Genomic DNA, 23,587 nt, shown 5'->3' with positions numbered 1-23,587 from the left:
ACTTAGAGCACCGGAAAACCTGCGAATCCGCAGCGCGAATCTTTGACCAGGCGGTCAAAATCCTGATGGCCACTTCAAGCGGTCAAAATGCGCCTCAGAGCGACCTTCCCTACATATAGTCGGCACGGGCCTTTCGATCGTCAGATGTTGATCGTCTCATAGGGAAACGCCACGCCAACCCGCTTGGCCGGCGCCACGCCTTGCCCTTGGGCGGGCTGTTGCCGTACTTGCGAGATGTTCACCCCGCTCGACGTGGCGAGCCAGGCGGCGGGGCAGATCAACAAACTTGTGGTGCACGAGCCGGCGGATGCGCCAGCGGCCCGCAGCGCCATCATCCCTATTATAGGGGCGGAGATCCAGACGTGACGACACAGCTTCCTGCGCTTCCGGTTCGCGAGGTGCTGCCTGCACTGGCACATGCACTGAGCGCAGGCCCCGCCGTGGTGCTTTCCGCCCCACCCGGCGCCGGCAAGACGACGCTCGTTCCGCTCTTCCTGCTCGACCAGGCCTGGGCGCAGGGCGGCAAGATCATTCTTCTTGAGCCCCGGCGGCTTGCGGCAAGGGCCGCAGCGGGCCGCATGGCGGAGCTCCTCGGCGAAAAGGTCGGCGAAACCGTCGGCTACCGCATGCGCCTCGACAACCGGATCTCCGGCAAAACGCGGATCGAAGTCGTGACCGAGGGGGTGTTTGCCCGCATGATCCTCGACGACCCCGAGGTCAAGGGCGTCGCGGCCGTGCTGTTCGACGAATTCCACGAGCGCTCGCTCGACGCGGATTTCGGTCTTGCACTGGCGCTCGACGTGCAGGCGGCGCTGCGCGACGACCTGAAGATCGTCGTCATGTCGGCGACGCTCGATGTCGACAGGGTCGTAGGCCTGCTCGGCGGTGCGCCCGTCATCGAAAGCCTGGGGCGCAGCTACCCGATCGACATCCGCTACCAGGACCGCGGCGGCGAAAGCGTCGAGGACACGATGGTGCGCACGATTTCCGAAGCGCATCGTATGGAAGAAGGCTCCATCCTCGCCTTCCTGCCCGGCCAGTCCGAAATCACCCGCGTCGCCGCAAGGCTCCAGGACCGCTTCGATGCGGGAACCGCGATCGTGCCACTCTACGGCAACCTGACCCAGAAGGAGCAGGATGCGGCGATCCGGCCAGCACCAGGAGGCACCCGCAAGATCGTGCTTGCCACCTCGATCGCCGAGACCTCGATCACCATCGACGGCGTGCGCATCGTCATCGACAGCGGCCTGCAGCGCCTTCCGGTGTTCGAGGCGGCGACCGGGATTACCCGGCTGGAAACGGTCCGGGTTTCGCGCGCGTCTGCCGACCAGCGCGCCGGCCGCGCGGGGCGAACCGAGCCCGGCATCGCGATCCGCCTCTGGCACAGCGGCCAGAACGCAGCGCTTGCCGCCTTCACGCCACCGCAGATCCTTGCGAGCGACCTCTCGGGGCTGCTGCTCGATTGCGCCCATTGGGGCGTCAGCGATCCCACCACCCTTGCCTTCATCGACCCGCCACCGGAAACGACACTCGCCGAGGCGCGGCGATTGCTGGCGACGCTTGGCGCGTTGGACGAGGCCGGCGGGCTGACGCCGAACGGCCGCAAGATCCGCGACCTGGCCTTGCCGCCGCGGCTCGCGGCAATGGCGGTTGCCGCGGCCGAGGAAGGCCAGGCGGAAGCCGCGTGTCTCCTGGCCGTCCTGCTCACCGAACAGGGCCTGGGCGGCAACAGCATCGACCTCGAAGACCGGCTGCGCCGCTTCCGCCAGGAGCGTGGCGACCGCGCCGAGGCTTCGCGCAATCTGGCGCGGCGCATGGCGACCGAATTGAAGGGCGCGCCGAGATCGAACGAACCGATCCAGCCGGGGGCGCTGCTGATGCATGCCTTCCCCGACCGTATCGCGCTTCAGCGTGGCGGACGCGGGCGGTTCGTGATGGCAAACGGGCGCGGCGCGGAGATACCGGAGACGGAGCGGCTTGCGGCGGCTTCCATGCTCGTCATCGCCGACCTCACCGGCCGCGCCGGCGGCCAGCGCGTGCTGGCGGCGGCCGAGCTGACGCGCGCCGAAGTCGAAGACCATATGCCCGAGGCGATCACCCGCGAGGACCAGAGCTTCTTCGACAAGGCCAGCCGGCAAGTACGGGCGCGTCGCGTGACGCGGCTCGGCGCCATCATCTTCGAGGAGGCGCCCCTTGCCAGACCAACCGGCGAAGCCGCTGCCCGGGCACTCGCCGACGGCGTGCGCCAGCTCGGTCTTGCCGTCCTGCCGTTTTCCAAGGAAGCCATGCAGATGCGCGACCGCATCGGTTTCCTCAACCGCTTGATCGGCGAGCCCTGGCCGGATGTCTCCGACGAGGCGCTGCTGGACCGCCTCGACAACTGGTTCGTGCCCTTCCAGCATGGCGTCACCGCCATTGCCGACGTGAAGGCATCCAACCTGTCCGAAGGGTTGCTCTCCCTCATCCCGTATGACCGGCAGCGGGAACTTGCCAAGCTCGCGCCGACGCATTTCGAGGCGCCGACCGGACAACGGCACCCGATCCATTATGATGGCGACGAGCCGCTGCTCTCTATCCGCGTGCAGGAATTGTTCGGTCTCAAGACCCATCCGGCGATCGGCGACGGCCGGCTGCCGCTGCTGCTCGAGCTGATCTCGCCGGGGCACCGCCCGATCCAGACGACGCGCGACCTGCCCGGCTTCTGGGCCGGCTCCTGGCGCGACGTGCGCGCCGACATGCGCGGGCGCTATCCCAAGCACCCCTGGCCCGAGGATCCCGCCAATGCGGCACCGACGACACGGGCAAAGCCGCGTGGTACATGAAACGAAAGCACCGATGACAGGAATGCCGGCAAGAATGACCACTGTTGCGCTCGAACACAACAACGACCAGACCAGCAACCGCAGCCTGCGCCTGCAGACGCTGGTGCGGCTGCGCTGGCTGGCCGTCGGCGGCCAGTCGATCGCCGTCCTCATCACGGCCTTCTGGCTGCAGTTTCCGCTGCCGCTGATTTCCTGCCTGGTGCTGATAGCGAGCCTCGCGCTCGTTAACGCCTATGTGACGCTGCGCTACCCGCCGACGCACCGGCTGCAGCCGCCGGCGGCCTTCGCGCTTCTCGGCCTCGATCTCGCGCAGATCACCGGGCTGCTGTTCATCACCGGCGGACTGAACAATCCCTTCGCGCCGCTTCTCTGCGTTCCCGTCATCATCTCTTCGGCGTCGCAGCCGAAATCGCACAGCATCATCCTCGCCGGCTTCGCGGTGATCGCGATCACCGCGCTTGCCTTCTCGCCCTTTCCCCTGCCCTGGTATCCGGGCACGGTGCTGCTGATGCCGCGGGTGCTGACCGCCGGCATCTGGTTCGCGATCGTCTCGATGACGGCCTTTGCCGCCTTCTATACCTACCGCGTGTCCCTGGAAGCGAGCGAGCTGTCGGAAGCGCTGACGGCGACCGAACTCGTGCTTCAGCGGGAAAAGCACCTGTCGCAGCTCGATGGGCTTGCGGCTGCCGCAGCCCACGAGCTCGGCACGCCGCTTGCGACGATCAGCGTCGTCGCCAAGGAGATGGAACGCGAACTCGGCGACGACCCGCGCTTCGGCGAGGACGTGCACCTCCTGCGCAGCCAGAGCGAACGTTGCCGCGATATCCTGAAGCGGCTGACGACGCTATCGTCCGAGAGCGAGGAGCACATGCGGCTTTTGCCGCTGTCGTCGCTGATCGAAGAGGTGATGGCGCCACACCGCGAGTTCGGCATCCATATCAACCTCGTCGAGAAGGGCGACCGCGCCAGCGAACCCGTCGGCAACCGCAATGCCGGCATTCTCTACGGGCTCGGCAACCTCCTGGAAAACGCCGTCGACTACGCCAAGAAGCAGGTGACCGTCACGGTCGAGCACACGGCGGATCGGGTCCGGGTGACGATCGAGGACGATGGCGACGGTTTTGCGCCCGACATCCTGCAGAGGATCGGCGAACCCTATGTGACGCGCCGGCAGAAGGATGACAGCGCCGGCGGCCTCGGGCTCGGGCTCTTCATTGCCAAGACGCTGCTCGAACGCTCGGGCGCGCGCCTGCGTTTCGAGAACGGCGGGCCGGACAGGCCGGGCGCCCGGGTCAGCGTCGAATGGCCGCGCGCCCTGATGGATACGAAACTGGCGAAATGACTTTTCGCAGTTTATTGAACGACGGCAGAAGAAACCTATAATCTCGGCGAAAGCGCACTGTTTTCGCTCAAGGATTGCGAGAATGACCGATAAAACGACAGCTTCGCCCAGCACCCCCGCACAGGACGCCGAACTGATCGGGCCGGACCGCACCCTGTTGCTCGTCGATGACGACGCCCCTTTCGTGAGGCGGCTCGCCCGCGCCATGGAAGCCCGCGGCTTTTCGGTCGACATCGCCGAATCGGTGGCAGAGGGCATCGCCAAGGCCAAGGGCAACCCTCCGAAATATGCGGTCATCGACCTCAGGCTCGGCGACGGCAGCGGCCTCGACGTGATCGAGGCAATCCGCGGGCGGCGTGACGACACGCGCATGATCATGCTGACCGGCTACGGCAACATCGCCACCGCCGTGAACGCGGTGAAGCTCGGCGCAGTCGACTATCTCGCCAAGCCCGCCGATGCCGACGACATCTTCGCGGCACTCGTCCAGCGCCAGGGCGAAAGGGTCGAACCGCCGGAAAACCCGATGTCGGCCGATCGCGTGCGCTGGGAACATATTCAGCGGGTCTACGAGATGTGCGAGCGCAACGTCTCGGAAACGGCGCGCCGGCTCAACATGCATCGCCGTACGCTTCAGCGCATCCTCGCCAAGCGCGCGCCAAAGTAAGCGACCCGTTTCGCGACCGGAGCAGCTTCAGGCGGAGTACCGCTGCCGCTGCCCCGGTCGTTACGTGCTCCAGGATCAGTCGCGGCCACCGGAGAGAATATCGCCAAGCGAATCACCGAGTTCGCCGTTGCGCTCGGCGGCCCATTCCGCGAGCATCAACCGCTGCGCCGCGGTGCGGGCAAAGAGCTGCAGCACCGACTTGCGCGTCGCCGGCGGCAACTTGTGTTCGGGTGCTTCGCGCACGATGTGGCCCTCATAGCCATCGGACAGCAGCAGGCCGCACTCCTCCGGGAAGATATCGAGCGGCACGCCGGCATGCGTTGCGAAGAACAGCCGGTCGCAATGCTGGCGGTAGTCCGGCCATTTGCGGTCGACGCGAAAGTCCTCGATCGAGGTCTTGATTTCGACGATCCAGATCTCGCCCTTCACCGACAACGAGATCAGATCGGCGCGTCTTCCGCTCGCAAGCGTCAATTCCGGCAGGACCGAATGGCGCAGTTCGGCGAAAAGCCGCTGCACGCCGCGGCGCACCATCATGGCGCGATTTGACTGTCGGCCGTCGATCAGCGGGTTGTCGCCATGGATGGAGAGGATGGTCATGCGTCCGATGTCCCTTTGGCACGGTCATTTTGTTGCAAAAAAACAAGGGTCATGGAATTTGCACTTTTCAGCCAAATTGTGGCCGCGCAATCCCTTGCATAGCACAAACTAATCGAAAATAACCGTAGTCACTGTTGGTCGCGGCGACCCAGTTTTACTTCGCTTCTTTTTTAAGAGACTCCCATGCGCTTCCGCAATGCCTTCCTCTTGTGCAGCCTCGCGGCGACACTCGCCGTTGCCGGCTGCTCGACGACGTCGTCCAAACCCGAAACGGCTGCGAACGAACCCGCGCCCGTAGCGCAAACGGTCGCTACGAATCAGATTTTCAACGGCGATTATGGCGCAGTTGAGGATCACGGCTACGCGCTGCCGGCCATTCCGATCAACAAGGTCGATACCCGCTTCCATCGCCAGATCGTCGACTACGCCACCAGCGAGCGCCCCGGGACCATCATCGTCAACACGCCGAACCGCTTCCTCTACTACGTGCTGCCGGGCGGCAAGGCCGTTCGTTACGGCATCGGCGTCGGCAAGGCCGGCTTTGCATGGGAAGGCGAAGCCTATGTCGCCTGGAAGCAGGAATGGCCGATGTGGCACCCGCCGAAGGAAATGGCGGAGCGCAAGCCGGAAGTCGCCAAATATGTCGAAGAAGGCATGGGCCCCGGCCTCAAGAACCCGCTCGGCGCGCGCGCTCTTTACCTCTTCAACGACCAAGGCAAGGACACGCTGTTCCGCCTGCACGGCACGCCGGAATGGTCGTCGATCGGCACGGCCGCTTCGTCCGGCTGTATCCGCCTGATGAACCAGGACATCATCGACCTCTATTCCCGCGTTCGCCCCGGCAAGAACGCCCGCGTCGTCGTCCAGCAGTAATCGAATCAGATCGACACTGACGAAGCCGCCGACCCTGTCGGCGGCTTTTTACGTTCGCGCTCAACGTCACCCAACTTCCGAGCGAAAGCTGCAACCAAGCACACCATCGACGCAAAGTTGCCCTGTTGATTCGCGCTCAAATCAGGGTCGCGGAATTTGTCCCTGTCCGCTCCGAAAAGTTCAATTTCGACTTAAATTCAGTCGCTTATTAAGTAAGCGTTATCTAAATAATCGAAACAGTGTGCCCACGAAATTCGCTCGGGAGGGACTGGCATGCTGATCAAGACCAAGCTTATCGGCGCAATCGCGCTTCTATCATCCATCGCTATCGGCATCGCTTTTCACAGCCAGAGCACGCTGTCGGAAACCAGCGACATGATGGACGCGGTCTACGCCGATCGCATTGTGCCGCTGAAGAACCTGAAGGCGACTTCCGACGCCTTTGCGGTCTCGATCGTCGATGCTGCCCACAAGGTGCGCAATGGTAACGAATCGATGGAGAGCGGGCTTGCCTCGGTCAATGCCGCACGGGAAACGATCAAGTCAAACTGGGACGCCTATGCGGCGACCTCGATGACTGACGAGGAGCGGAAACTCGTCGACAATGCACGAAGGCAGATGGTCGTTGCGATGGATTCGATCATGGCACTCACTGAGATCCTCTCGGCCAAGGACCAGAAGGCTCTTGATGCCTTCGTGCGCGACAAGCTCTACGCGACGATCGATCCGCTGACGGCAACGATCTCCGAGATTTCGGACCTGCAGGTCGAACTTTCCGGTACGGCCTTCGAGGCAAAGCATCACGAGTTCGAAACCGTACAGACACTCAACATTGGGATCATCGTTCTCGTCGTGGCGCTTGCTGCCGGCACCTTCCTTGTGGTGCTGCGCGGCGTCGTCGGACCGCTCGCCCGCCAGATCGCCGCCATGCGCCGGCTGATCGACGGCCACGTCGAAGATGCCGACGAGCCGGTGCGCGGCAAGGACGAGATCGCCGAAATGGCCCACGCCATTCAATCCTTCCGCGAGGCGGCGCGCTCGAATCTTCGGCTGCAGGCGGAGGCCGAGGAGAACCGCCGCAACGGCGAGGCCGAACGTGTCGGCGTCCAGAAGGCGGCGGAGCAGGCGGCGCAGGAAAAGCTGACACAGGCGACTGCCGGACTTGCCGGCGGCCTGCAGAGGCTGGCCAAGGGCGATCTCGCCGTTCAGCTACATGAGCCGTTCGCCGCCGAGTTCGAACAATTGCGGCACGACCTCAACAAAGCGGCCGCGCAGTTGAACGATGCGCTTCTCGCCGTTGCCGACAGCGCCCAAAACATCGGCATGGGCACGCGCGAGATCAGCCAGAGCGCCGACGACCTGTCGAAGCGCACCGAGCAGCAGGCCGCGTCCCTTGAGGAAACGGCGGCAGCGCTCGATCAGATCACCGCCAATGTCAGCAATTCCTCAAGACGGACGGAGGAGGCACGCGACGTCGCCGGCGAGGCGAAGACCAGCGCGGCCCAGTCCGCCGTCGTCGTCGCCAACGCGGTGGAAGCCATGCGTCGAATCGAGGAATCCTCCAGCCAGATTTCCAGCATCATCGGCGTCATCGACGAGATCGCCTTCCAGACGAACCTGCTGGCGCTGAATGCCGGCGTCGAAGCGGCGCGGGCCGGCGAAGCGGGCAAGGGCTTCGCCGTCGTCGCCCAGGAGGTGCGCGAACTCGCCCAGCGCTCGGCGAAAGCGGCAAAAGAAATCAAGGATCTCATCCGTACATCGAGCCAGGAGGTCGAGAACGGCGTGCACCTGGTGCGCGACACCGGCGAGGCGCTGCAGACGATCGAGGCGCATGTGATCACCATCAACGAACACATGGCGGCGATTGCCACCTCCGCCCGGGAACAGTCCGTGGGCCTGAGTGAGGTCAACACGGCGGTCAACCAGATGGACCAGGTGACGCAGAGGAACGCGGCGATGGTCGAGGAAGCCAACGCCGCCTCCGCCACGCTGGCGCAGGAAGGCACAAATCTTCGCGACCTCATCGGCCGCTTCATTCTTGCCGGCGAGACGCAGGCGAAAAGCGGATCGAGGACACCTGCGCCGGCGGGCGGCCCAACGACGCGTGACCATGGGCGCCCCGTCGCCCAAATGAACCGGCGACCTGCGGCCTACGCGACGCAAGGCAATGCCGCGCTCGCTACGGACGGATGGGCCGAGTTCTAGAGTACGGCAGCGGAGACGGTTCCCCAGGCAGCGAACCAGGCGAAAGGCTCAAAAAGAAGGGCCGTGCGTTCACGCAAACGCACGGCCCTTCTTGACAATTAAACGCCAGCTCGAATCAGGCGGCGTTGCGTGCCTTCAGCTCCAGTCGACGGCGATGCAGGACCGGCTCGGTGTAGCCGTTCGGCTGCTCACGACCCTTGAGGACGAGCTCGACGGCGGCCTGGAAGGCGATCGAACCGTCGAAGTTGCCGGCCATCGCGACATAAAGCGGATCATCGGCGTTCTGACCGTCGACGACCGCGGCCATGCGCTTCATCGTATCGACGACCTGGGCCTCGGTGACGACGCCGTGGTGCAGCCAGTTGGCCATGTGCTGCGCGGAGATGCGCAGCGTCGCGCGGTCTTCCATCAGGCCGACATTGTTGATGTCGGGAACCTTCGAGCAGCCGACGCCCTGGTCGACCCAGCGCACGACGTAGCCGAGGATGCCTTGCGCGTTGTTGTTGAGTTCGCGCTGGATTTCCTCCGGCGTCCAGTTGGGACGGACCGCGACCGGTACCGACAGGATATCGGAGAGCTTGGCGCGCGGCCGGCTCTTCAGGCTTGCCTGAACGTCGGCGACGTTGACGCGGTGGTAGTGGGTGGCGTGCAGCGTGGCGGCCGTCGGCGACGGAACCCAGGCGGTGTTGGCGCCGGCCTTCGGGTGAGCGATCTTCTGCTCGAGCATCGCCGCCATCAGATCGGGCATCGCCCACATGCCCTTGCCGATCTGGGCATGGCCGGACAGGCCGCATTCAAGGCCGATATCGACGTTCCAGTTTTCGTAGGCACCGATCCAGGCGGCCTGCTTCATGTCGCCCTTGCGGATCATCGGGCCGGCTTCCATGGACGTGTGCATTTCGTCGCCGGTGCGATCGAGGAAGCCGGTGTTGATGAAGACGACGCGCTCGCGGGCAGCGCGGATGCATTCCTTGAGGCTGACCGTGGTGCGGCGCTCCTCGTCCATGATGCCCATCTTCATGGTGTTAGCGGCCATGCCGAGCGCCTTTTCGACGCGCGCGAAGATCTCGCAGGCAAAGGCGACTTCTTCCGGCCCGTGCATCTTCGGCTTGACGACATACATGGAGCCCTCGCGGGAGTTCATGCGGCGCCCACCCTGACCGATATCGTGCAGGGCGATCAGCGCCGTGACCATGGCGTCCATGATGCCCTCAGGGACTTCCTTGCCGTCGCGATCAAGGATAGCCGGATTCGTCATGAGGTGGCCGACATTGCGCACCAGCATAAGCGAGCGACCGGGAAGGGACAGCGTGCCGCCGGCAGCCGCCTGGTAGGTGCGGTCGGCATTGAGGCGGCGGGTGAAGGTCTTGCCGCCCTTGGCGACCTCTTCTTCGAGGTCACCCTTCATCAGGCCGAGCCAGTTGCGGTAGACGACGACCTTGTCCTCGGCGTCGACGGCGGCGACCGAATCCTCGCAGTCCATGATCGTGGTGATTGCCGATTCGAGTATGACGTCGGCGATACCGGCCGGATCTTCCTTGCCGATCGGCGTCGAGGTGTCGAGAACGACGATCGCATGCAGATTGTTGTGCCGCAGAACGATTTCCGCGCGTGCTCCTTCGGAACCACTGTAGCCCACGAACTGGGCAGCGTTGCGCAGTGCGGTGCTCGAACCATCCTTGAGACCGATCGCCAGCGCACTGCCAGCAACCTTCAGGGACGTAACGTCGGCCCAGCGTCCCTTCGCCAGCGGTGCGCTGGCGTCGAGGAAGTCACGCGCCCAGGCGATGACCTTGGCGCCGCGCTTGGGATTGTAGCCGCGGCCCTTTTCCGCGCCGTCCGTCTCGGAAATCGCATCCGTGCCATAGAGCGCATCGTAGAGCGAGCCCCAACGCGCATTGGCGGCGTTCAAGGCGTAGCGCGCATTCATGACGGGCACGACGAGCTGCGGACCGGCGATCGTTGCGATCTCAGGATCGACATTGGCGGTCGAAACGCTGAATTCGCCGCCTTCCGGCAGCAGGTAGCCGATGTCGCGCAGGAAGGTCTGGTACGTCTCGATGTCGACCGGTGCGCCATTCTGCTTGTACCAGGCGTCGAGCTTGGCCTGCAGCTCGTCGCGCTTGGCAAGCAATGCCCGGTTCTTCGGCGCCAGGTCGTGGACGAGAGCGGAAAGCTCGGCGAAGAAGTGCTCCGCCTCGACGCCGGTGCCCGGCATCGCCTCTTGCACCAGGAAGCGATGGAGTCCCGCATCAATCTTCAACCCAAACTTCTCAATGCGGTCCATCTGCCAACTCCTTGAAATAGACTTAAGGAGCGCCACCGATCCGGACAGATCCGATGAACGCCCCAACATGTTGATCCTGCGCCTGAAACCGATCGCGGACCAGCCCATGCGCAATGTGCGCGCGAAACGGCCGCAGTTTCTCACCAATTCATTCCCTGTCAATTCTGCAAGGATGCGAAGAATTGTTTCCGAAATGGAAAAGATCAATCGTGAGCGATGCGCGGACGACCGCTTGCCGAGGCGATAAACCGGGCCTCGATCAGCTTGCGGCTGCCCTCGACCTCCGGCGCGTCGATCTCCTCGCGCAACAGCGAGGCAGGATCATCGGCACCATTGGTGCGGGCTGTCTCCAGCGCGACCGTTTCCGCCCGCCGGCGCGCGGCGTCGAAGGCCTCCTCCTGGTCGAGAACGCGTTCGCTGGCCCCGGCACCGTTGACGACGAAGATGCCCTCCTCCGGCATGGTCACGAAAACCGTGACCGTGGCGCTGACCTGGCCGACGACCGCGCCGACGGCATTGGCGACACCGGCCTCCTCCGGAATGGCGATATCGGTTCCGAGCATCTCGGCTATAGCCGGGTAATAGACCGGCGCCGAAGCACCGAGGCCGACGAGCGGACGGTCGAGCGCGAGCGAGAAGCGGACGATGCCCGGGGTGCGGTTGAGCGCGCGATCGACAGCCTGCGATACGGCGGGATCGATCGCACCCGCGCCATCCTCGCCGAGACAGGCCTGCAGGATGACTTCGCAGGATTGCCGCGTCAGCCGGTCGACGATCATCTCGGCCATGACTTCCGGCGATGCGGCTATCGACTGGCCAGAGCCGTCGCGGGTACGCGCTGCAAGCTCGATGCCAAGCTCAGCCGCTTCCAGATTCCATTGCGACTGCCGGCCGAGCACATGCATGGCATCGGATGGCGTCAGGCCGCAGATATGCACGAGCCCACGCGCCACCAGCCGGTCGAGTGTCGCTTTCTGCGGCGTCGAGACAAGCAGCGTTTCGAGCGCAATGGGCACGCTGCCGATGCGCTCGTAGAGCGCCTGTTCCTGCGGCTGCAGCCCGCTTGCCAGATGGTCCGGCAGGCCGGTGCGCACGGCAAGGCGGCCGTCGTGGCGCCCGCGGTGCTGCGCGCGCATCTGCTTTTCCAACGCCGAGATGACGGCATCGCCATGCAGCGCAGCCGCGAGGCTCAGCGGCATCAGTCGGCGCGGACCGAGATCGAGCTTGGCCTTGAGGCCGCGATCGTTGATGCGCACCTCCGAATCGCCGCCGAGTCCATAGGTGCGCATCGCCACCGCTTCGACCATGGTGCGGAAGCCGCCGACCACGGCGCCTTCGGCATCGAGACGCGGCCGACCGCCATCAAGCACGGCCACGTCGGTGGTGGTGCCGCCGATATCCGAAACCACGGCATTGTCGAGACCGGTCAGATGCCGGGCACCGACGAGGCTTGCTGCCGGACCGGAGAGGATCGTCTCGATCGGGCGCAGCCGCGCCTCCTCGGCCGAAATCAGCGCACCGTCACCGCGCACTACCATCATGGGCACGTCGATGCCGCGCGCCTTCAGGAAACCTTCGCAGGAGCCGATCAGCCGGTCGATCATCGACACCAGCCGGGCATTCAGCAGCGTCGTCAAGGCGCGGCGCGGTCCGCCGAGCTTCGAGGACAGCTCGTGGCTGCAGGTGACCGGTAGGTGCGAGACTTCGCGGATGCGGTCGCGCACCCGCTTTTCATGATCCGGATTGCGCACGGCGAAGTAGCCGGCAATGGCGAAGGAGGAAACCTGTCCGGCAAGCACCGGCAGGGCGGCGTCGAGTTCGCTCATGTCGAGCGGGGTTTCGCCGCCATGCACATTGTGACCGCCGGGTAAGAAGAGCACCGGATCGGAACCGAGCGCTTCGAGCAATCCGTCGCGCTTCAGGTCATCCGGCCCGAAGCCGATCATGACCAGACCGGCACGCCCTCCCTGCCCCTCGACCAGGGCGTTGGTGGCAAGGGTCGTCGACAGCGACACCATGCTGATCGCCGATAGCGGCACCTTCGCCTGATCGAGCACGGCCTCGACCGCACCGGAAATGCCGACCGCGAGGTCGTGGCGGGTGGTCAGCGCCTTGGCCTTGGCGACGACACCTTTGGTTTCCGAGAAGAGAACGGCGTCGGTGTAAGTGCCGCCGGTGTCGATGCCGAGAAGAAAATGGGAGGTCAATTCGCGCAGTCCGGAATTCGCGCGGGGCTAAGGGCCCCGGGTTCAATGGGGATCGATGCGGTGATATGACATATTTCAGGAGAAAACCATCGTGTCGCAGACATCGACGATGAGTTCAGCGACACCGGTGACAATGGCAGGGGTCCATCGCATGCTCGAACGCCGCCGTCCGCTGCTTCTCGCCTCGCTGCTATCGGCGGGCATCCTCTGCCTTTCGGCGGGTTGGTCCCGCGCACAGGATGCAGATGAAGAGGAATACAAGCCGCAACTCCCCGAGGTCGCCATCTACAAGGCGATGCTCGACGCCAACAAGCAGACTGGATGGATCCAGTTTCGCGACTATGACGACCGGCAGCTGATCTATTTCACCGCATTGCAGACGATGCATTGCCGGCTATCGGAAATCCGCTACTCGATCAATTCCGACGCGCTCGACCAGCGATTTCCGCTGGCGAAGTGCAATCCGCAGCTGCCCTTCAACCTGCCGGGCGACGAAACGGCCGAGTACGTCTATATCTCCCTGCCCGCGAAAACCGCGCAAACCCTGACGATCCAGGCCGTCTGGGACGATGGCGCCGGCAGCGAGATCGTGGTTTACAAGCCCTGCGACAATGTCGGCGACGCCACCTGCGCGCAGATCAAGACGATCAAGAAGCCGTCGAAAATGCTGCAGCAGCCGAAGCCGGCGGATTCTCCAGTGCGTTCCGTTCAGTCACCGATTCCCGGCAAGACCTTCAGCGAGCCGAAACCCTCATCGGCAAGCCGCCCCGCGGTTGAGTAGTGAGCCGCTGCACCGGCCAGGGATTGGTTTCCGCTGTCATATCGAAGCGGTAGCGGTGCATCATCACCGCCAGCGCGATCACCGCTTCCTGCAGGGCAAAAGTCGCGCCGATGCAGACGCGCGGGCCGGCGCCGAAGGGCAAATACTGGTAGCGGTGCAACTTCTCGCGGTTTTCCGGCAGGAAGCGCTCGGGCATGAAGGCGCGCGGCTTGTCCCAATAGAGCACATGGCGATGCAGCGTCCAGGGCATGATCAGCACGGCGATGCCCTTGGGGATGCGCACGCGCTTGCCTGACGGCGAGGTCCATTCGTCTTCCTCGATCGCGGCGCGGTTGATCGACGGCGCCGGCGGATAGAGCCGCATCGCCTCCTCGAAGGCGGCGAGCACATGCGGCATCAGGCCGAGCCATTCGACCGGCTCGGCACCGCTTGCAATCGCCGCATCGATCTCGGCTTCCATGATCTCGCGATAGGCCGGCGTGTTGGCGACGCAGTAGAGCGTCCAGGCGAGTGCACGGGCGGTCGTTTCGTGCCCGGCGCCGATGAAGGTCAGGATATTGTCTTCGATCTCGGCGGTCGAAAGACCCTGGCTGCCCTCGATCTCCAGAAGCAGGGTCAGAAAGTCCTGCGGCGTGCCCTCGGGGTCCTCCACCATCTTGCGGCGGCGAAGCGCCATGGTCTCCGACACGATCGAGCGGAAGCGGTTCATCACCTTCCGGCCGCCGATGCGCGTCGGGCGCGGAATCCATTCCGGCGCGAGCAGGATATCCATCGGATCGACGCGCCCCATGCGGTGCAGCAACTCCTCGACGCTCTGCACGAACCCATCCCGCTCGACGGCGACTTCGCCTGAGAACAGCGTTTCGGCGAGGATGTCGAAGGTCAGTTCCGTCATGTCGTTGGCGAGGTTGGTCGTGAACGGAGCTTTCTTGGCTTCGACATAACGCTCGACGAACGCTTCCGAACTGCGCAGCATCTGCCCGGCAAAGCCCTTGGCGTGGCGCGGCGTGAACACCGGCGCCATGGCCCTGCGCGAGCGCTTCCAGACCTCGCCCTCCGCCGTCAGCAGCCCGTCGCGCAGAATCGGCCGCAGGATCAGCCGACGCACCTTCGACATTTCGTAGTTGGCGACATTGTCGACGAGGATATGTCGGATGAGGCCGGGATCGTTGACGATCAGCGTGCGCTGGGTGACGAACTTCGTCTCGATCCAGGGCAACGTATAGGACGGCTCGCCCCAGAGCTCGAGCGGATTGCGCAGGACGGTCCTGATGATCTTCAGGTAGGAAGGAATGCCAACGCGAGGAATGGGAGCCGGCGGCTCGAAGGGCTCCGGACGCATGTCCATGGTGATCGCCTTTTCTCGATTGTGCCAGGATTTCAGGTTTTTACGGCGCAATCAAGGAAAGTGCTTCACGTGAATCACAGCAGGCTTTCAAGCTCCGAAAGCTTGTCGTTGACGAGCCAGCCGTAATAGTTTTCCTCCGGCCATTGCGCCTGTCCACCCTGGATTTTCGCCGCAAGTGCTGCGGCACGGCCATCCGGATTGCCGACATTGTAGAGCGTTGCGGTGACGCCCGGGTTGGTGGAGATATCGACGCCGGCGATCGACTTGTAGGCGTCGATCGAGTGGCGGATCGAGGCGGCCATGTAAGCGAGCGAGACATCCGGATCCATGATCGCCTCATAGACGCCGGCAGCGTTGTTCTCGTCCAGGCGATCGTAGCCCGACGTCTTCGCGACGATATCCGTCAGCATCAGCGCCGTCAGCGGGTTGATCTGGCCGAGCCCGAAGGTCTGGCCGGCAAAGAACGGCTGGAAGAACACGGCGCTGAACCGGTTGTTCGGGAAGGATTTGCCGCCGACGGACTTGCCGCGGAAGTCATTGTCCCAGACGCGCTCGCGGCAGCTCCAGAGCGCATAGGCGCCCTTCTTGGCGCCACACTCGGAAAACTGCGGACGCGCCACGAACTCGGCAACCGTCTCGCCGTCATGGCCGAACTGGAAACTGTTGCCGGCATAGGCAGCCGCCTTGACGTAGTAGGACTGCAGCCGGTCGTAGGCGTCGACATTGTAGGTATGCTCGCCGACGATGGCGCCGACCATGTGGATGGGCGCGATGCCATAGGCGCGCGACACGGACTTGATCTTGCTGATCAGCTGCTTGTCGGTCGCGAGCAGATCGCGGACCTTCTCGAACTTGGCGTCAAAGGAGGTGCGGCCGGCCTTGGTGCGGCGCACGGATGCGCCAGGGATCGCCGGTTGCTCGACGTTGCGGTTGCCCGGCGGGACGTCGGTCGCGGCGAATGTCTGGCTTGCGGTCAGGCAAAACGTGGCGATAGCGAGCATGCAGGCGGTAAAACGCACGATCTCTTCTTCCTGTGACTGGTGGAGGCTGCCTCCGTCGGCGGGCGCTCCTACGCCAAGATCATGTCGGAAAAATGCCCGGACCACGATCGGTATCCGGGTCCGTGTTAGAAAAAATGCGGCCGCCTGTCGAGAGACAGGCGGCCTGCGTATTCAGGGTTGCGGGCGTTTGCACGCCCCCACGACCGAAATGTCACAGGATGTAGCGCGACAGATCGGTGTTGGCGGCGAGATCGCCGACGTGCTTGCGCACATATTCGGCATCGATCGTCACTTCCTGACCGGCGCGGTCCGGGGCGTTGAACGAGATCTCGTCCAGCACGCGCTCCATCACCGTCTGCAGCCGGCGGGCGCCGATGTTCTCGACCGTGGCATTCAACTGCACCGCGACATCGGCGAGCGCATCGATCGCGTCGTCGGTGAAATCGAGCTTGACCTCTTCGGTATCCAGGAGCGCCTTGTACTGGCGGATGAGGCTGGCCTCGGTTTCCGTCAGGATGCGGCGGAAGTCTTCCTTGGTGAGTGCCCGAAGCTCGACGCGGATCGGCAGGCGGCCCTGCAACTCCGGCAGGAGATCCGAGGGCTTGGACACATGGAAGGCGCCGGACGCGATGAACAGGATGTGGTCGGTCTTGACCGGCCCATACTTGGTGGCAACCGTCGTACCTTCGACGAGCGGAAGCAAGTCCCGCTGCACGCCTTCGCGCGATACGCCCGCCCCCATGCCGCCTTCCCGCGAAGCGATCTTGTCGATCTCGTCGAGGAAGACGATGCCGTCGTCCTCGACTGCCTTCATGGCCTCGCGCTGGATCTGCTCGTTGTCGAGCAGCTTGTCGGACTCGTCGTCGATCAGCATGCCGTAGGAAGCCTTGACCGTGGTCTTGACCTTCTTGGTGCGGCCGCCCATCGCCTTGCCGAACATTTCCGAAAGGTTCAGCACGCCGATATTGGCGCCCGGCATGCCCGGAATTTCGAACCCGCCCGGCGCACCGGTCTCGGCGATGTCGATCTCGATTTCCTTGTCGTCGAGCTCGTTGGCCCGCAGCTTCTTGCGGAAACTGTCGCGCGTTGCCGGCGATGCGGTGGCGCCGACCAGAGCATCGAGCACGCGCTCCTCGGCGTTCTGGTGCGCCTTCGCCTTGACTTCGGCGCGGCGTTTTTCGCGCACGAGACCGATGCCGACCTCGACGAGGTCACGGATGATCTGCTCGACATCGCGGCCGACATAGCCGACCTCGGTGAACTTGGTCGCCTCGACCTTGACGAAGGGCGCGCCGGCGAGCTTGGCCAGCCGCCTGGAAATTTCGGTCTTGCCGACGCCGGTCGGCCCGATCATCAGGATGTTCTTCGGCATCACCTCGTCGCGCAGCTCGTCGCCGAGCTGCTGGCGGCGCCAGCGGTTGCGGAGCGCGATCGCCACGGCGCGCTTGGCGTCCTTCTGGCCGATGATGAAACGGTCGAGCTCCGACACGATCTCTCTGGGTGAAAACGTACTCATGTAGTCCTCTCAAACTCGGTCCGCGTCAGCTCCATCAGGAGCGTGCGGCCGGATGCATCAATCCATTCTGCATAGGGTACGAAGCCGGCCTTGGCGTAGGCGCTGACAGCCCTTCGGTTGCCGGCATCGGGGTCGATCACGACGCGGGGCGCGCCGGCGGCAAAGAGCCGCTCGGCAAAGGCCCTGACCGCCAGCGATGCAACGCCCCTACCCGTCAGTTCCGCCGGGCCGATGAAGATGTCGATACCGGGCACATCGGCCGGCATGTCCTTCGCCCAGGGCTCGTCGTCCGGGTACTGGGCCGGCACCCAGGACTGGATGTAGCCCGCCGGCTCGCCGGCCACGTGGAAGATGAAACCTTCCACTTCTCCTGACGCGCAGCCTTCGCGGATCAGCACCACTTCCTTGTCCGGGTCGCCCCACCATTGCCGCACATGCGGTTCACTCAGCCAGGCATGCAGCAACGGCAGATCGTCATCGACCACCGGCACGAAGCTGACATGCGCGGGCTCATTGGGCATCCAGTGTCTCCACGACGATATTGTGGTTGGTATAGACGCAGATGTCGCCGGCGATCTGCAGCGCCCGGCGGGCGATGTCCTCGGCCGATTTGTCGCTGTCCATCAGGGCGCGGGCTGCGGCGAAGGCATAGTTGCCGCCCGATCCGATGGCGATGGTGCCGTGCTCGGGTTCGAGAACGTCGCCATTGCCGGTGATCGCCAGCGTGATCGACTTGTCGGCGACCAGCATCATCGCTTCGAGATTGCGCAGATATTTGTTGGTGCGCCAGTCCTTGGCAAGCTCGACGGCTGCCCGCATCAGCTGGTCGGGATATTGCTCAAGCTTGGCCTCGAGCCTTTCGAGCAGCGTGAAGGCGTCAGCCGTCGCGCCGGCAAAGCCGGCGATCACGTCGCCCTTGGCGAGGCGCCGCACCTTGCGCGCATTGCTCTTCATCACGGTCTGGCCGAGGCTCACCTGGCCGTCGCCGGCCATCACCACCTTGCCATCCTTGCGTACCGTGATGATGGTCGTCGCATGCATCGTTCCGTAGGGATTGTGTTCGCTCATGAAGTTACCCGTAGGCCCCTGATACGCGGGGCATTGCGGCTCGTGACACGAGCCTGGTTGCTTGAGGCCTATGTAAGTACGGCAGACAGGTTTGCAAATGGCAACAGGCTGCGGGCGCAATCTTCGTTCGGCGCCCGTCGCCGGATGATTCGAATCGACCGCTCAAGTTCTGGATATTTCAGCTTTTGCCTGATAAGGAGCCGCGTCAGCCACTTGAGGAGAGCCCGATGGCAGAAGCCACGTCCAGCCGCACTGCAGAGGTTTCGCGCAAGACCAACGAAACCGCGGTGTCCGTATCGGTCAATATCGACGGCACCGGCGTCTCGAAGATTTCGACCGGCGTCGGCTTCTTCGACCATATGCTGGACCAGCTCGCCCGCCATTCGCTCATCGACATGGAGATCAAGACCGACGGCGACCTGCATGTCGACGATCATCATACCGTCGAGGATACCGGCATTGCCATCGGCCAGGCCCTCGCCAAGGCGCTCGGCGACCGGCGCGGCATCACCCGCTATGCCTCGCTCGACCTCGCAATGGACGAGACGATGACGCGTGCGGCAGTCGACGTTTCCGGCCGGCCGTTCCTCGTCTGGAACGTGATCTTCACGTCGCCGAAAATCGGCACCTTCGACACGGAACTCGTGCGCGAATTCTTCCAGGCGCTTGCCCAGCATGCCGGGATCACGCTGCATATCCAGAACATCTACGGCGCCAACAACCATCATATCGCCGAGACCTGCTTCAAGTCCGTCGCCCGCGTGCTCCGCACCGCAACTGAAATCGACCCGCGCCAGGCCGGCCGCGTTCCCTCGACCAAGGGGACCCTTGCCTAAGCGGCCAGTCACTGGCTTTGACTCATGGCTTCTTACATGATCCTCACCCCGCCGGGTGCACGCGCTAACGACGAGCGCGCGCGCTTCGTCGCCGACGGCTTTTCCTGGTGGGCCTTCCTTTTCCCGGCGCTCTGGCTTCTCGCCAAGCGTCAATGGGCAATCGGAATCGCAGTTGCTGTTCTGCAGATCTCGTTAATATTCCTGTCGAACCACGAAAGCGGCTTCTTGCCATCTCTCTTGGCGCAGCTCGCGCTTCGGCTGGTGGTGGCGCTCGAAGGGCCTGTTCTGGTGGCACGCAGCCTGACGGCCCGCGACTGGACGCTGCGTTCCATCGTTCCGGCGCCCAATCTCGAAGCGGCCGAAGAGATCTATTTCACGAGCCTGGCTTCGAATGAGACCAAGCCCGCCGCCCCCTCCCCGGCCGACTGGACCGTGCGCAAGCCCTCAAGTGGCGGCCCCGGCCTCGGCCTTTTTGATTCCTACGGAGAACGCTGATGCGCGTCGCCATTATCGATTACGGCTCGGGCAATCTGCGCTCGGCCACCAAGGCCTTCGAACGGGCCGCCCGCGAAGCCGGCATTGCAGCCGAGATCGACCTTACCGACAAGCCGGAACGGGTGGCGAGCGCCGACCGCATCGTGCTTCCGGGAGTCGGCGCCTATGCCGATTGCCGCCGCGGCCTTGCTGCCGTCGACGGCATGGAGCAAGCGTTGACCGAGGCGGTCGAACAGGCTGGGCGACCCTTCCTCGGCATCTGCGTCGGCATGCAGCTGATGTCGTCGCGCGGGCTGGAGAAGACCATCACCCATGGTTTTGGCTGGATCCCCGGCGATGTCGTCGAGATGACGCCTGCCGACACCACGCTGAAGATCCCGCAGATCGGCTGGAACACGCTGACGCTCAAGCGCGCCCACCCGCTGTTTGACGGCATCCAGGTTGGCGAAGGCGGCCTGCATGCCTATTTTGTGCACTCGTACCACCTGGCGGCCGAGAATGCCGACGACATCGTTGCCGAGGCGGACTATGGCGGACCGGTCACGGCCTTCGTCGCCAACGGCAACAAGGCGGGCTCGCAGTTCCACCCGGAAAAGAGCCAGGCGCTCGGCCTTGCCCTCATCTCGAATTTCCTGCGCTGGAAGCCCTGAGCCTCCGCCTTTCTCGATTGGACAGACCCATGATCCTTTTTCCCGCTATCGACCTGAAGGACGGGCAATGCGTGCGCCTGAAGCTTGGCGACATGGACCAGGCGACGGTTTACAACCCCGACCCGGCGGCCCAGGCCCGTGCCTTTGAAGACCAGGGCTTCGAGTGGCTGCACGTCGTTGACTTGAACGGCGCCTTTGCCGGCGAGACGGTCAACGGCGCGGCTGTCGATGCCATCCTCAACGCGACCAAGAACCCGGTGCAGCTCGGCGGCGGCATCCGCACGCTCGAGCACATCGAGAACTGGCTGTCGCGCGGGCTTGCCCGCGTCATCCTCGGCACGATCGCCGTCCGTGATCCGGCGCTCGTGATCGAGGCCTGCCGCCAATTCCCCGGCAAGGTCGCCGTCGGCATCGACGCCAAGGGCGGCAAGGTTGCCGTCGAAGGCTGGGCCGAGGCTTCCGAACTCGGCGTGATCGAGCTTGCGAAGAAGTTCGAAGGCGCCGGCGTTTCGGCGATCATCTACACCGACATCGACCGCGACGGCATCCTGACGGGCATCAACTGGCCCTCGACCCTGGAACTCGCGGATGCGGTTTCCATTCCTGTCATCGCATCGGGCGGTCTCGCCTCGATGGACGATATCCGCCGCATGGTCGAGCCGGACGCACGCAAGCTCGAAGGCGCCATCTCCGGCCGCGCGCTCTATGACGGCCGCATCGACCCGCAGGAGGCGCTGGACCTGATCCGCGCTGCGAGAAAGGCTTGACCCATGACGCTTAAAGCCCGCGTTATCCCCTGCCTCGACGTCAAGGACGGCCGTGTCGTCAAGGGCGTCAACTTCGTCGACCTGATCGACGCCGGTGACCCGGTAGAAGCGGCCCGCGCCTATGACGCTGCCGGCGCCGACGAACTCTGCTTCCTCGACATCACCGCTTCCTCGGACAATCGCGAGACGATCTTCGACGTTATCGCCCGCACCGCCGAACAATGCTTCATGCCGCTGACCGTCGGCGGTGGCGTGCGCCAGGTCTCGGATATCCGCAAGCTGCTCCTGGCCGGCGCCGACAAGGTGTCGATCAATACGGCCGCGGTGAAAAACCCGGAATTCGTCGCTGAAGCGGCCGACAAGTTCGGCAACCAGTGCATCGTCGTCGCGATCGACGCCAAGAAGGTCTCGACGGATGGCGAAGCGGATCGCTGGGAGATCTTCACCCATGGCGGACGCCAGCCGACCGGCATCGACGCGATCGATTTTGCCCGCCGTGTCGTCGACCTTGGCGCCGGCGAGATCCTTTTGACCTCGATGGACCGTGACGGCACCAAGAGCGGCTACGACATCGCGCTTACCCGCGCCGTCGCCGACGCGGTCCGCGCGCCCGTCATCGCGTCGGGTGGCGTCGGCACACTCGACCACATGGTCGCCGGCATCAAGGACGGTCACGCGACCGCCGTGCTTGCCGCCTCCATCTTCCACTTCGGCACCTATAGCATTGGCGAAACCAAGCGCTATATGGCCGAGCATGGCATCGCCATGCGCCTCGACTGAGCTCCAGGATCTCCCATGGCTGATTTCACACTTTCCGATCTCGAGGCCATCGTCGCGACACGCGCGCAGGCGGCACCGGACCAATCCTGGACGGCAAAGCTGGTCGCGGGCGGCCAGCCGAAGGCGGCCAAGAAACTCGGGGAAGAGGCGGTCGAGACGGTGATCGCGGCCATCAGCAACGACCGCGCGAATCTCGTCGCCGAAAGCGCCGATCTCATCTATCATCTGATGGTCGTATTGAAGATCGCCGACGTCCCGTTGCAGGATGTGCTCGACGAACTTCAGCGGCGGACCAACCAATCCGGCCTGCAGGAAAAGGCAAATCGGCAGACCCCATGACGATCGCGGCGAAAGACATCGAAGCAGCCGACCTTCCCGACAACCTCCAGAAGCGGGACTATTCGCCCTATCACTTCTTCACCGCCGAGGAATGGTCGCGCTTCCGCGCCGATACACCATTGACGCTGACGGCCGACGAAGTGCAGCGGCTGCGCTCGCTGAACGACCCAGTCGATCTCGGTGAGGTCCGGCAGATCTACCTGTCGCTGTCGCGCTTGCTTTCGACCCATGTGGAATCGTCGCAGATGCTCTTCGAGCAGCGCAAGCGCTTCCTCAGCATGTCCGAGACGAAGACCCCCTTCGTCATCGGCATTGCCGGATCGGTCGCCGTCGGCAAGTCGACGACGGCCCGTATCCTGGCGCAGCTCCTGGCGCGCTGGCCGTCGAGCCCGAAGGTCGACCTGGTGACAACAGACGGTTTTCTCTATCCGAACGCCGTGCTCCAGCGCGAAAACATGATGGATCGCAAGGGCTTTCCGGAGAGCTACGACGTCGGCGCGCTCCTGCGCTTCCTGTCGGCGATCAAGGCCGGCCAGCCGAACGTCAAGGCGCCGAGCTACTCGCACCTGACCTATGACGTGCTGCCCGACCAGTACACGGTCATCGACCGGCCGGATATCCTGATCTTCGAAGGCATCAACGTGCTGCAGTCGCGCAACCTGCCGGCCGACGGCAAGATCGTGCCGATGGTCTCGGATTTCTTCGACTTCTCGATCTATATCGATGCCGAGGAAAGCCTGATCCACAGCTGGTACGTCAATCGCTTCATGCGGCTGCGCGAAACCGCCTTCAAGAACCCGGAATCCTATTTCCACCGCTACGCGACGATCAGCGAGGATGCGGCCCGGGCCATTGCCGAAGGCCTTTGGCACAACATCAACCTGAAGAACCTGCACCAGAACATCCTGCCGACGCGCCCGCGCGCCGACCTGATCCTGCAAAAGGGCCCGAACCATCTGACGGAAAAGGTGGCGCTCAGGAAGCTCTGAGCTTTCGGTGCATC

General features: G+C 64.0%; 21 protein-coding genes. 13 read left to right on the top strand and 8 right to left on the bottom strand.

Annotated elements, in window-relative coordinates; genetic code table 11:
• The first annotated feature begins 362 nt into the window (after positions 1-362).
• The 3 genes from hrpB (at position 363) to XB14_RS32295 (ending at position 4,831) form a co-directional block, all read left to right on the top strand.
• Positions 363-2,822, top strand: a complete 2,460-nt coding sequence (gene hrpB / locus XB14_RS32305; protein ID WP_077968665.1) for an ATP-dependent helicase HrpB — start codon at positions 363-365, stop codon at positions 2,820-2,822.
• A 34-nt stretch (positions 2,823-2,856) separates the two neighbouring features.
• Complete coding sequence (locus XB14_RS32300; RefSeq protein ID WP_077968663.1) at positions 2,857-4,164, top strand: ActS/PrrB/RegB family redox-sensitive histidine kinase; 1,308 nt, start codon at positions 2,857-2,859, stop codon at positions 4,162-4,164.
• A gap of 82 nt (positions 4,165-4,246) precedes the next feature.
• Positions 4,247-4,831, top strand: coding sequence for an ActR/PrrA/RegA family redox response regulator transcription factor (locus XB14_RS32295; protein ID WP_077968661.1), 585 nt, complete (start codon positions 4,247-4,249; stop codon positions 4,829-4,831).
• A 75-nt stretch (positions 4,832-4,906) separates the two neighbouring features.
• Here the strand turns inward: XB14_RS32295 and XB14_RS32290 are convergent, their stop codons facing one another.
• Positions 4,907-5,431 carry an MmcB family DNA repair protein gene (locus tag XB14_RS32290; RefSeq protein ID WP_077968659.1) on the bottom strand — a complete coding sequence of 175 codons (525 nt, stop codon included), beginning with the start codon at positions 5,429-5,431 and terminating at the stop codon, positions 4,907-4,909.
• Positions 5,432-5,614: 183 nt separating this feature from the next.
• On the opposite strand from XB14_RS32290, the gene XB14_RS32285 reads away from it, so the two are divergent.
• Both XB14_RS32285 and XB14_RS32280 read left to right on the top strand, forming a co-directional pair.
• The gene (locus XB14_RS32285; protein WP_077968657.1) at positions 5,615-6,304 is read left to right on the top strand and encodes a L,D-transpeptidase; all 690 of its coding nucleotides are present in this window, start codon (positions 5,615-5,617) and stop codon (positions 6,302-6,304) included.
• Positions 6,305-6,577: 273 nt separating this feature from the next.
• On the top strand, positions 6,578-8,509 hold the full coding sequence (locus tag XB14_RS32280) for a HAMP domain-containing methyl-accepting chemotaxis protein (protein WP_077968656.1): 1,932 nt from the start codon (positions 6,578-6,580) through the stop codon (positions 8,507-8,509).
• Positions 8,510-8,624: 115 nt separating this feature from the next.
• On the opposite strand, the gene XB14_RS32275 is transcribed toward XB14_RS32280, so the two are convergent.
• Positions 8,625-10,796: a malate synthase G gene (locus XB14_RS32275; protein WP_077968654.1), complete on the bottom strand. Its 2,172-nt coding sequence runs from the start codon at positions 10,794-10,796 to the stop codon at positions 8,625-8,627.
• A 203-nt stretch (positions 10,797-10,999) separates the two neighbouring features.
• Positions 11,000-13,003: a hydantoinase/oxoprolinase N-terminal domain-containing protein gene (locus XB14_RS32270; RefSeq protein WP_077968645.1), complete on the bottom strand. Its 2,004-nt coding sequence runs from the start codon at positions 13,001-13,003 to the stop codon at positions 11,000-11,002.
• Between the two features lie 91 nt (positions 13,004-13,094).
• On the opposite strand from XB14_RS32270, the gene XB14_RS32265 reads away from it, so the two are divergent.
• The gene (locus tag XB14_RS32265) at positions 13,095-13,784 is read left to right on the top strand and encodes a hypothetical protein (protein ID WP_143348639.1); all 690 of its coding nucleotides are present in this window, start codon (positions 13,095-13,097) and stop codon (positions 13,782-13,784) included.
• On the opposite strand, the gene XB14_RS32260 is transcribed toward XB14_RS32265, so the two are convergent.
• The 5 genes from XB14_RS32260 to hslV form a co-directional block, all read right to left on the bottom strand.
• Entirely contained in the window at positions 13,738-15,132 is a 1,395-nt protein-coding gene (locus XB14_RS32260) for a cytochrome P450 (protein WP_077968642.1), read from the bottom strand. The two genes, XB14_RS32265 and XB14_RS32260, sit on opposite strands and share 47 nt — an antisense overlap.
• A 74-nt stretch (positions 15,133-15,206) precedes the next feature.
• On the bottom strand, positions 15,207-16,151 hold the full coding sequence (locus XB14_RS32255; RefSeq protein WP_143348638.1) for a DUF1402 family protein: 945 nt from the start codon (positions 16,149-16,151) through the stop codon (positions 15,207-15,209).
• 193 nt (positions 16,152-16,344) lie between these two features.
• On the bottom strand, positions 16,345-17,649 hold the full coding sequence (gene hslU, locus XB14_RS32250) for an ATP-dependent protease ATPase subunit HslU (RefSeq protein WP_077968636.1): 1,305 nt from the start codon (positions 17,647-17,649) through the stop codon (positions 16,345-16,347).
• Entirely contained in the window at positions 17,646-18,170 is a 525-nt protein-coding gene (locus tag XB14_RS32245; protein ID WP_077968635.1) for a GNAT family N-acetyltransferase, read from the bottom strand. The genes hslU and XB14_RS32245 overlap by 4 nt, the downstream gene beginning before the upstream one ends.
• Positions 18,160-18,717: an ATP-dependent protease subunit HslV gene (gene hslV, locus XB14_RS32240; RefSeq protein WP_051659613.1), complete on the bottom strand. Its 558-nt coding sequence runs from the start codon at positions 18,715-18,717 to the stop codon at positions 18,160-18,162. The genes XB14_RS32245 and hslV overlap by 11 nt, the downstream gene beginning before the upstream one ends.
• Before the next feature lie 227 nt (positions 18,718-18,944).
• Between hslV and hisB the strand changes: the two genes are divergently transcribed.
• The 7 genes from hisB to coaA are packed head-to-tail and all read left to right on the top strand — an operon-like array spanning position 18,945 to position 23,573.
• Positions 18,945-19,553 (top strand): imidazoleglycerol-phosphate dehydratase HisB, encoded by a 609-nt coding sequence (gene hisB, locus XB14_RS32235; protein WP_077968633.1) that lies wholly within the window; start codon positions 18,945-18,947, stop codon positions 19,551-19,553.
• Positions 19,554-19,577: 24 nt separating this feature from the next.
• A complete protein-coding gene (locus XB14_RS32230; protein WP_060521554.1) occupies positions 19,578-20,048 on the top strand; it encodes a DUF2628 domain-containing protein in 471 nt (156 codons plus the stop codon).
• Complete coding sequence (gene hisH, locus XB14_RS32225) at positions 20,048-20,698, top strand: imidazole glycerol phosphate synthase subunit HisH (protein ID WP_077968632.1); 651 nt, start codon at positions 20,048-20,050, stop codon at positions 20,696-20,698. The genes XB14_RS32230 and hisH overlap by 1 nt, the downstream gene beginning before the upstream one ends.
• 29 nt (positions 20,699-20,727) lie before the next feature.
• Entirely contained in the window at positions 20,728-21,465 is a 738-nt protein-coding gene (gene hisA / locus XB14_RS32220) for a 1-(5-phosphoribosyl)-5-[(5-phosphoribosylamino)methylideneamino]imidazole-4-carboxamide isomerase (RefSeq protein ID WP_077968631.1), read from the top strand.
• 3 nt (positions 21,466-21,468) lie between these two features.
• Positions 21,469-22,245, top strand: coding sequence for an imidazole glycerol phosphate synthase subunit HisF (gene hisF, locus XB14_RS32215; RefSeq protein ID WP_034802161.1), 777 nt, complete (start codon positions 21,469-21,471; stop codon positions 22,243-22,245).
• Positions 22,246-22,260: 15 nt separating this feature from the next.
• Positions 22,261-22,584: a phosphoribosyl-ATP diphosphatase gene (locus XB14_RS32210; protein WP_077968630.1), complete on the top strand. Its 324-nt coding sequence runs from the start codon at positions 22,261-22,263 to the stop codon at positions 22,582-22,584.
• On the top strand, positions 22,581-23,573 hold the full coding sequence (gene coaA, locus XB14_RS32205) for a type I pantothenate kinase (RefSeq protein WP_077968629.1): 993 nt from the start codon (positions 22,581-22,583) through the stop codon (positions 23,571-23,573). Before XB14_RS32210 ends, coaA begins: the two co-directional genes overlap by 4 nt.
• The last annotated feature ends 14 nt before the right edge of the window (positions 23,574-23,587 follow it).

The sequence above is a fragment of the Ensifer adhaerens genome (assembly GCF_002007205.1).
GTDB classification, from domain to species: domain Bacteria; phylum Pseudomonadota; class Alphaproteobacteria; order Rhizobiales; family Rhizobiaceae; genus Ensifer; species Ensifer adhaerens_D.
Note: the sequence above shows the minus strand (reverse complement) of the source record. Positions and strands in the feature narration are given on the sequence as shown.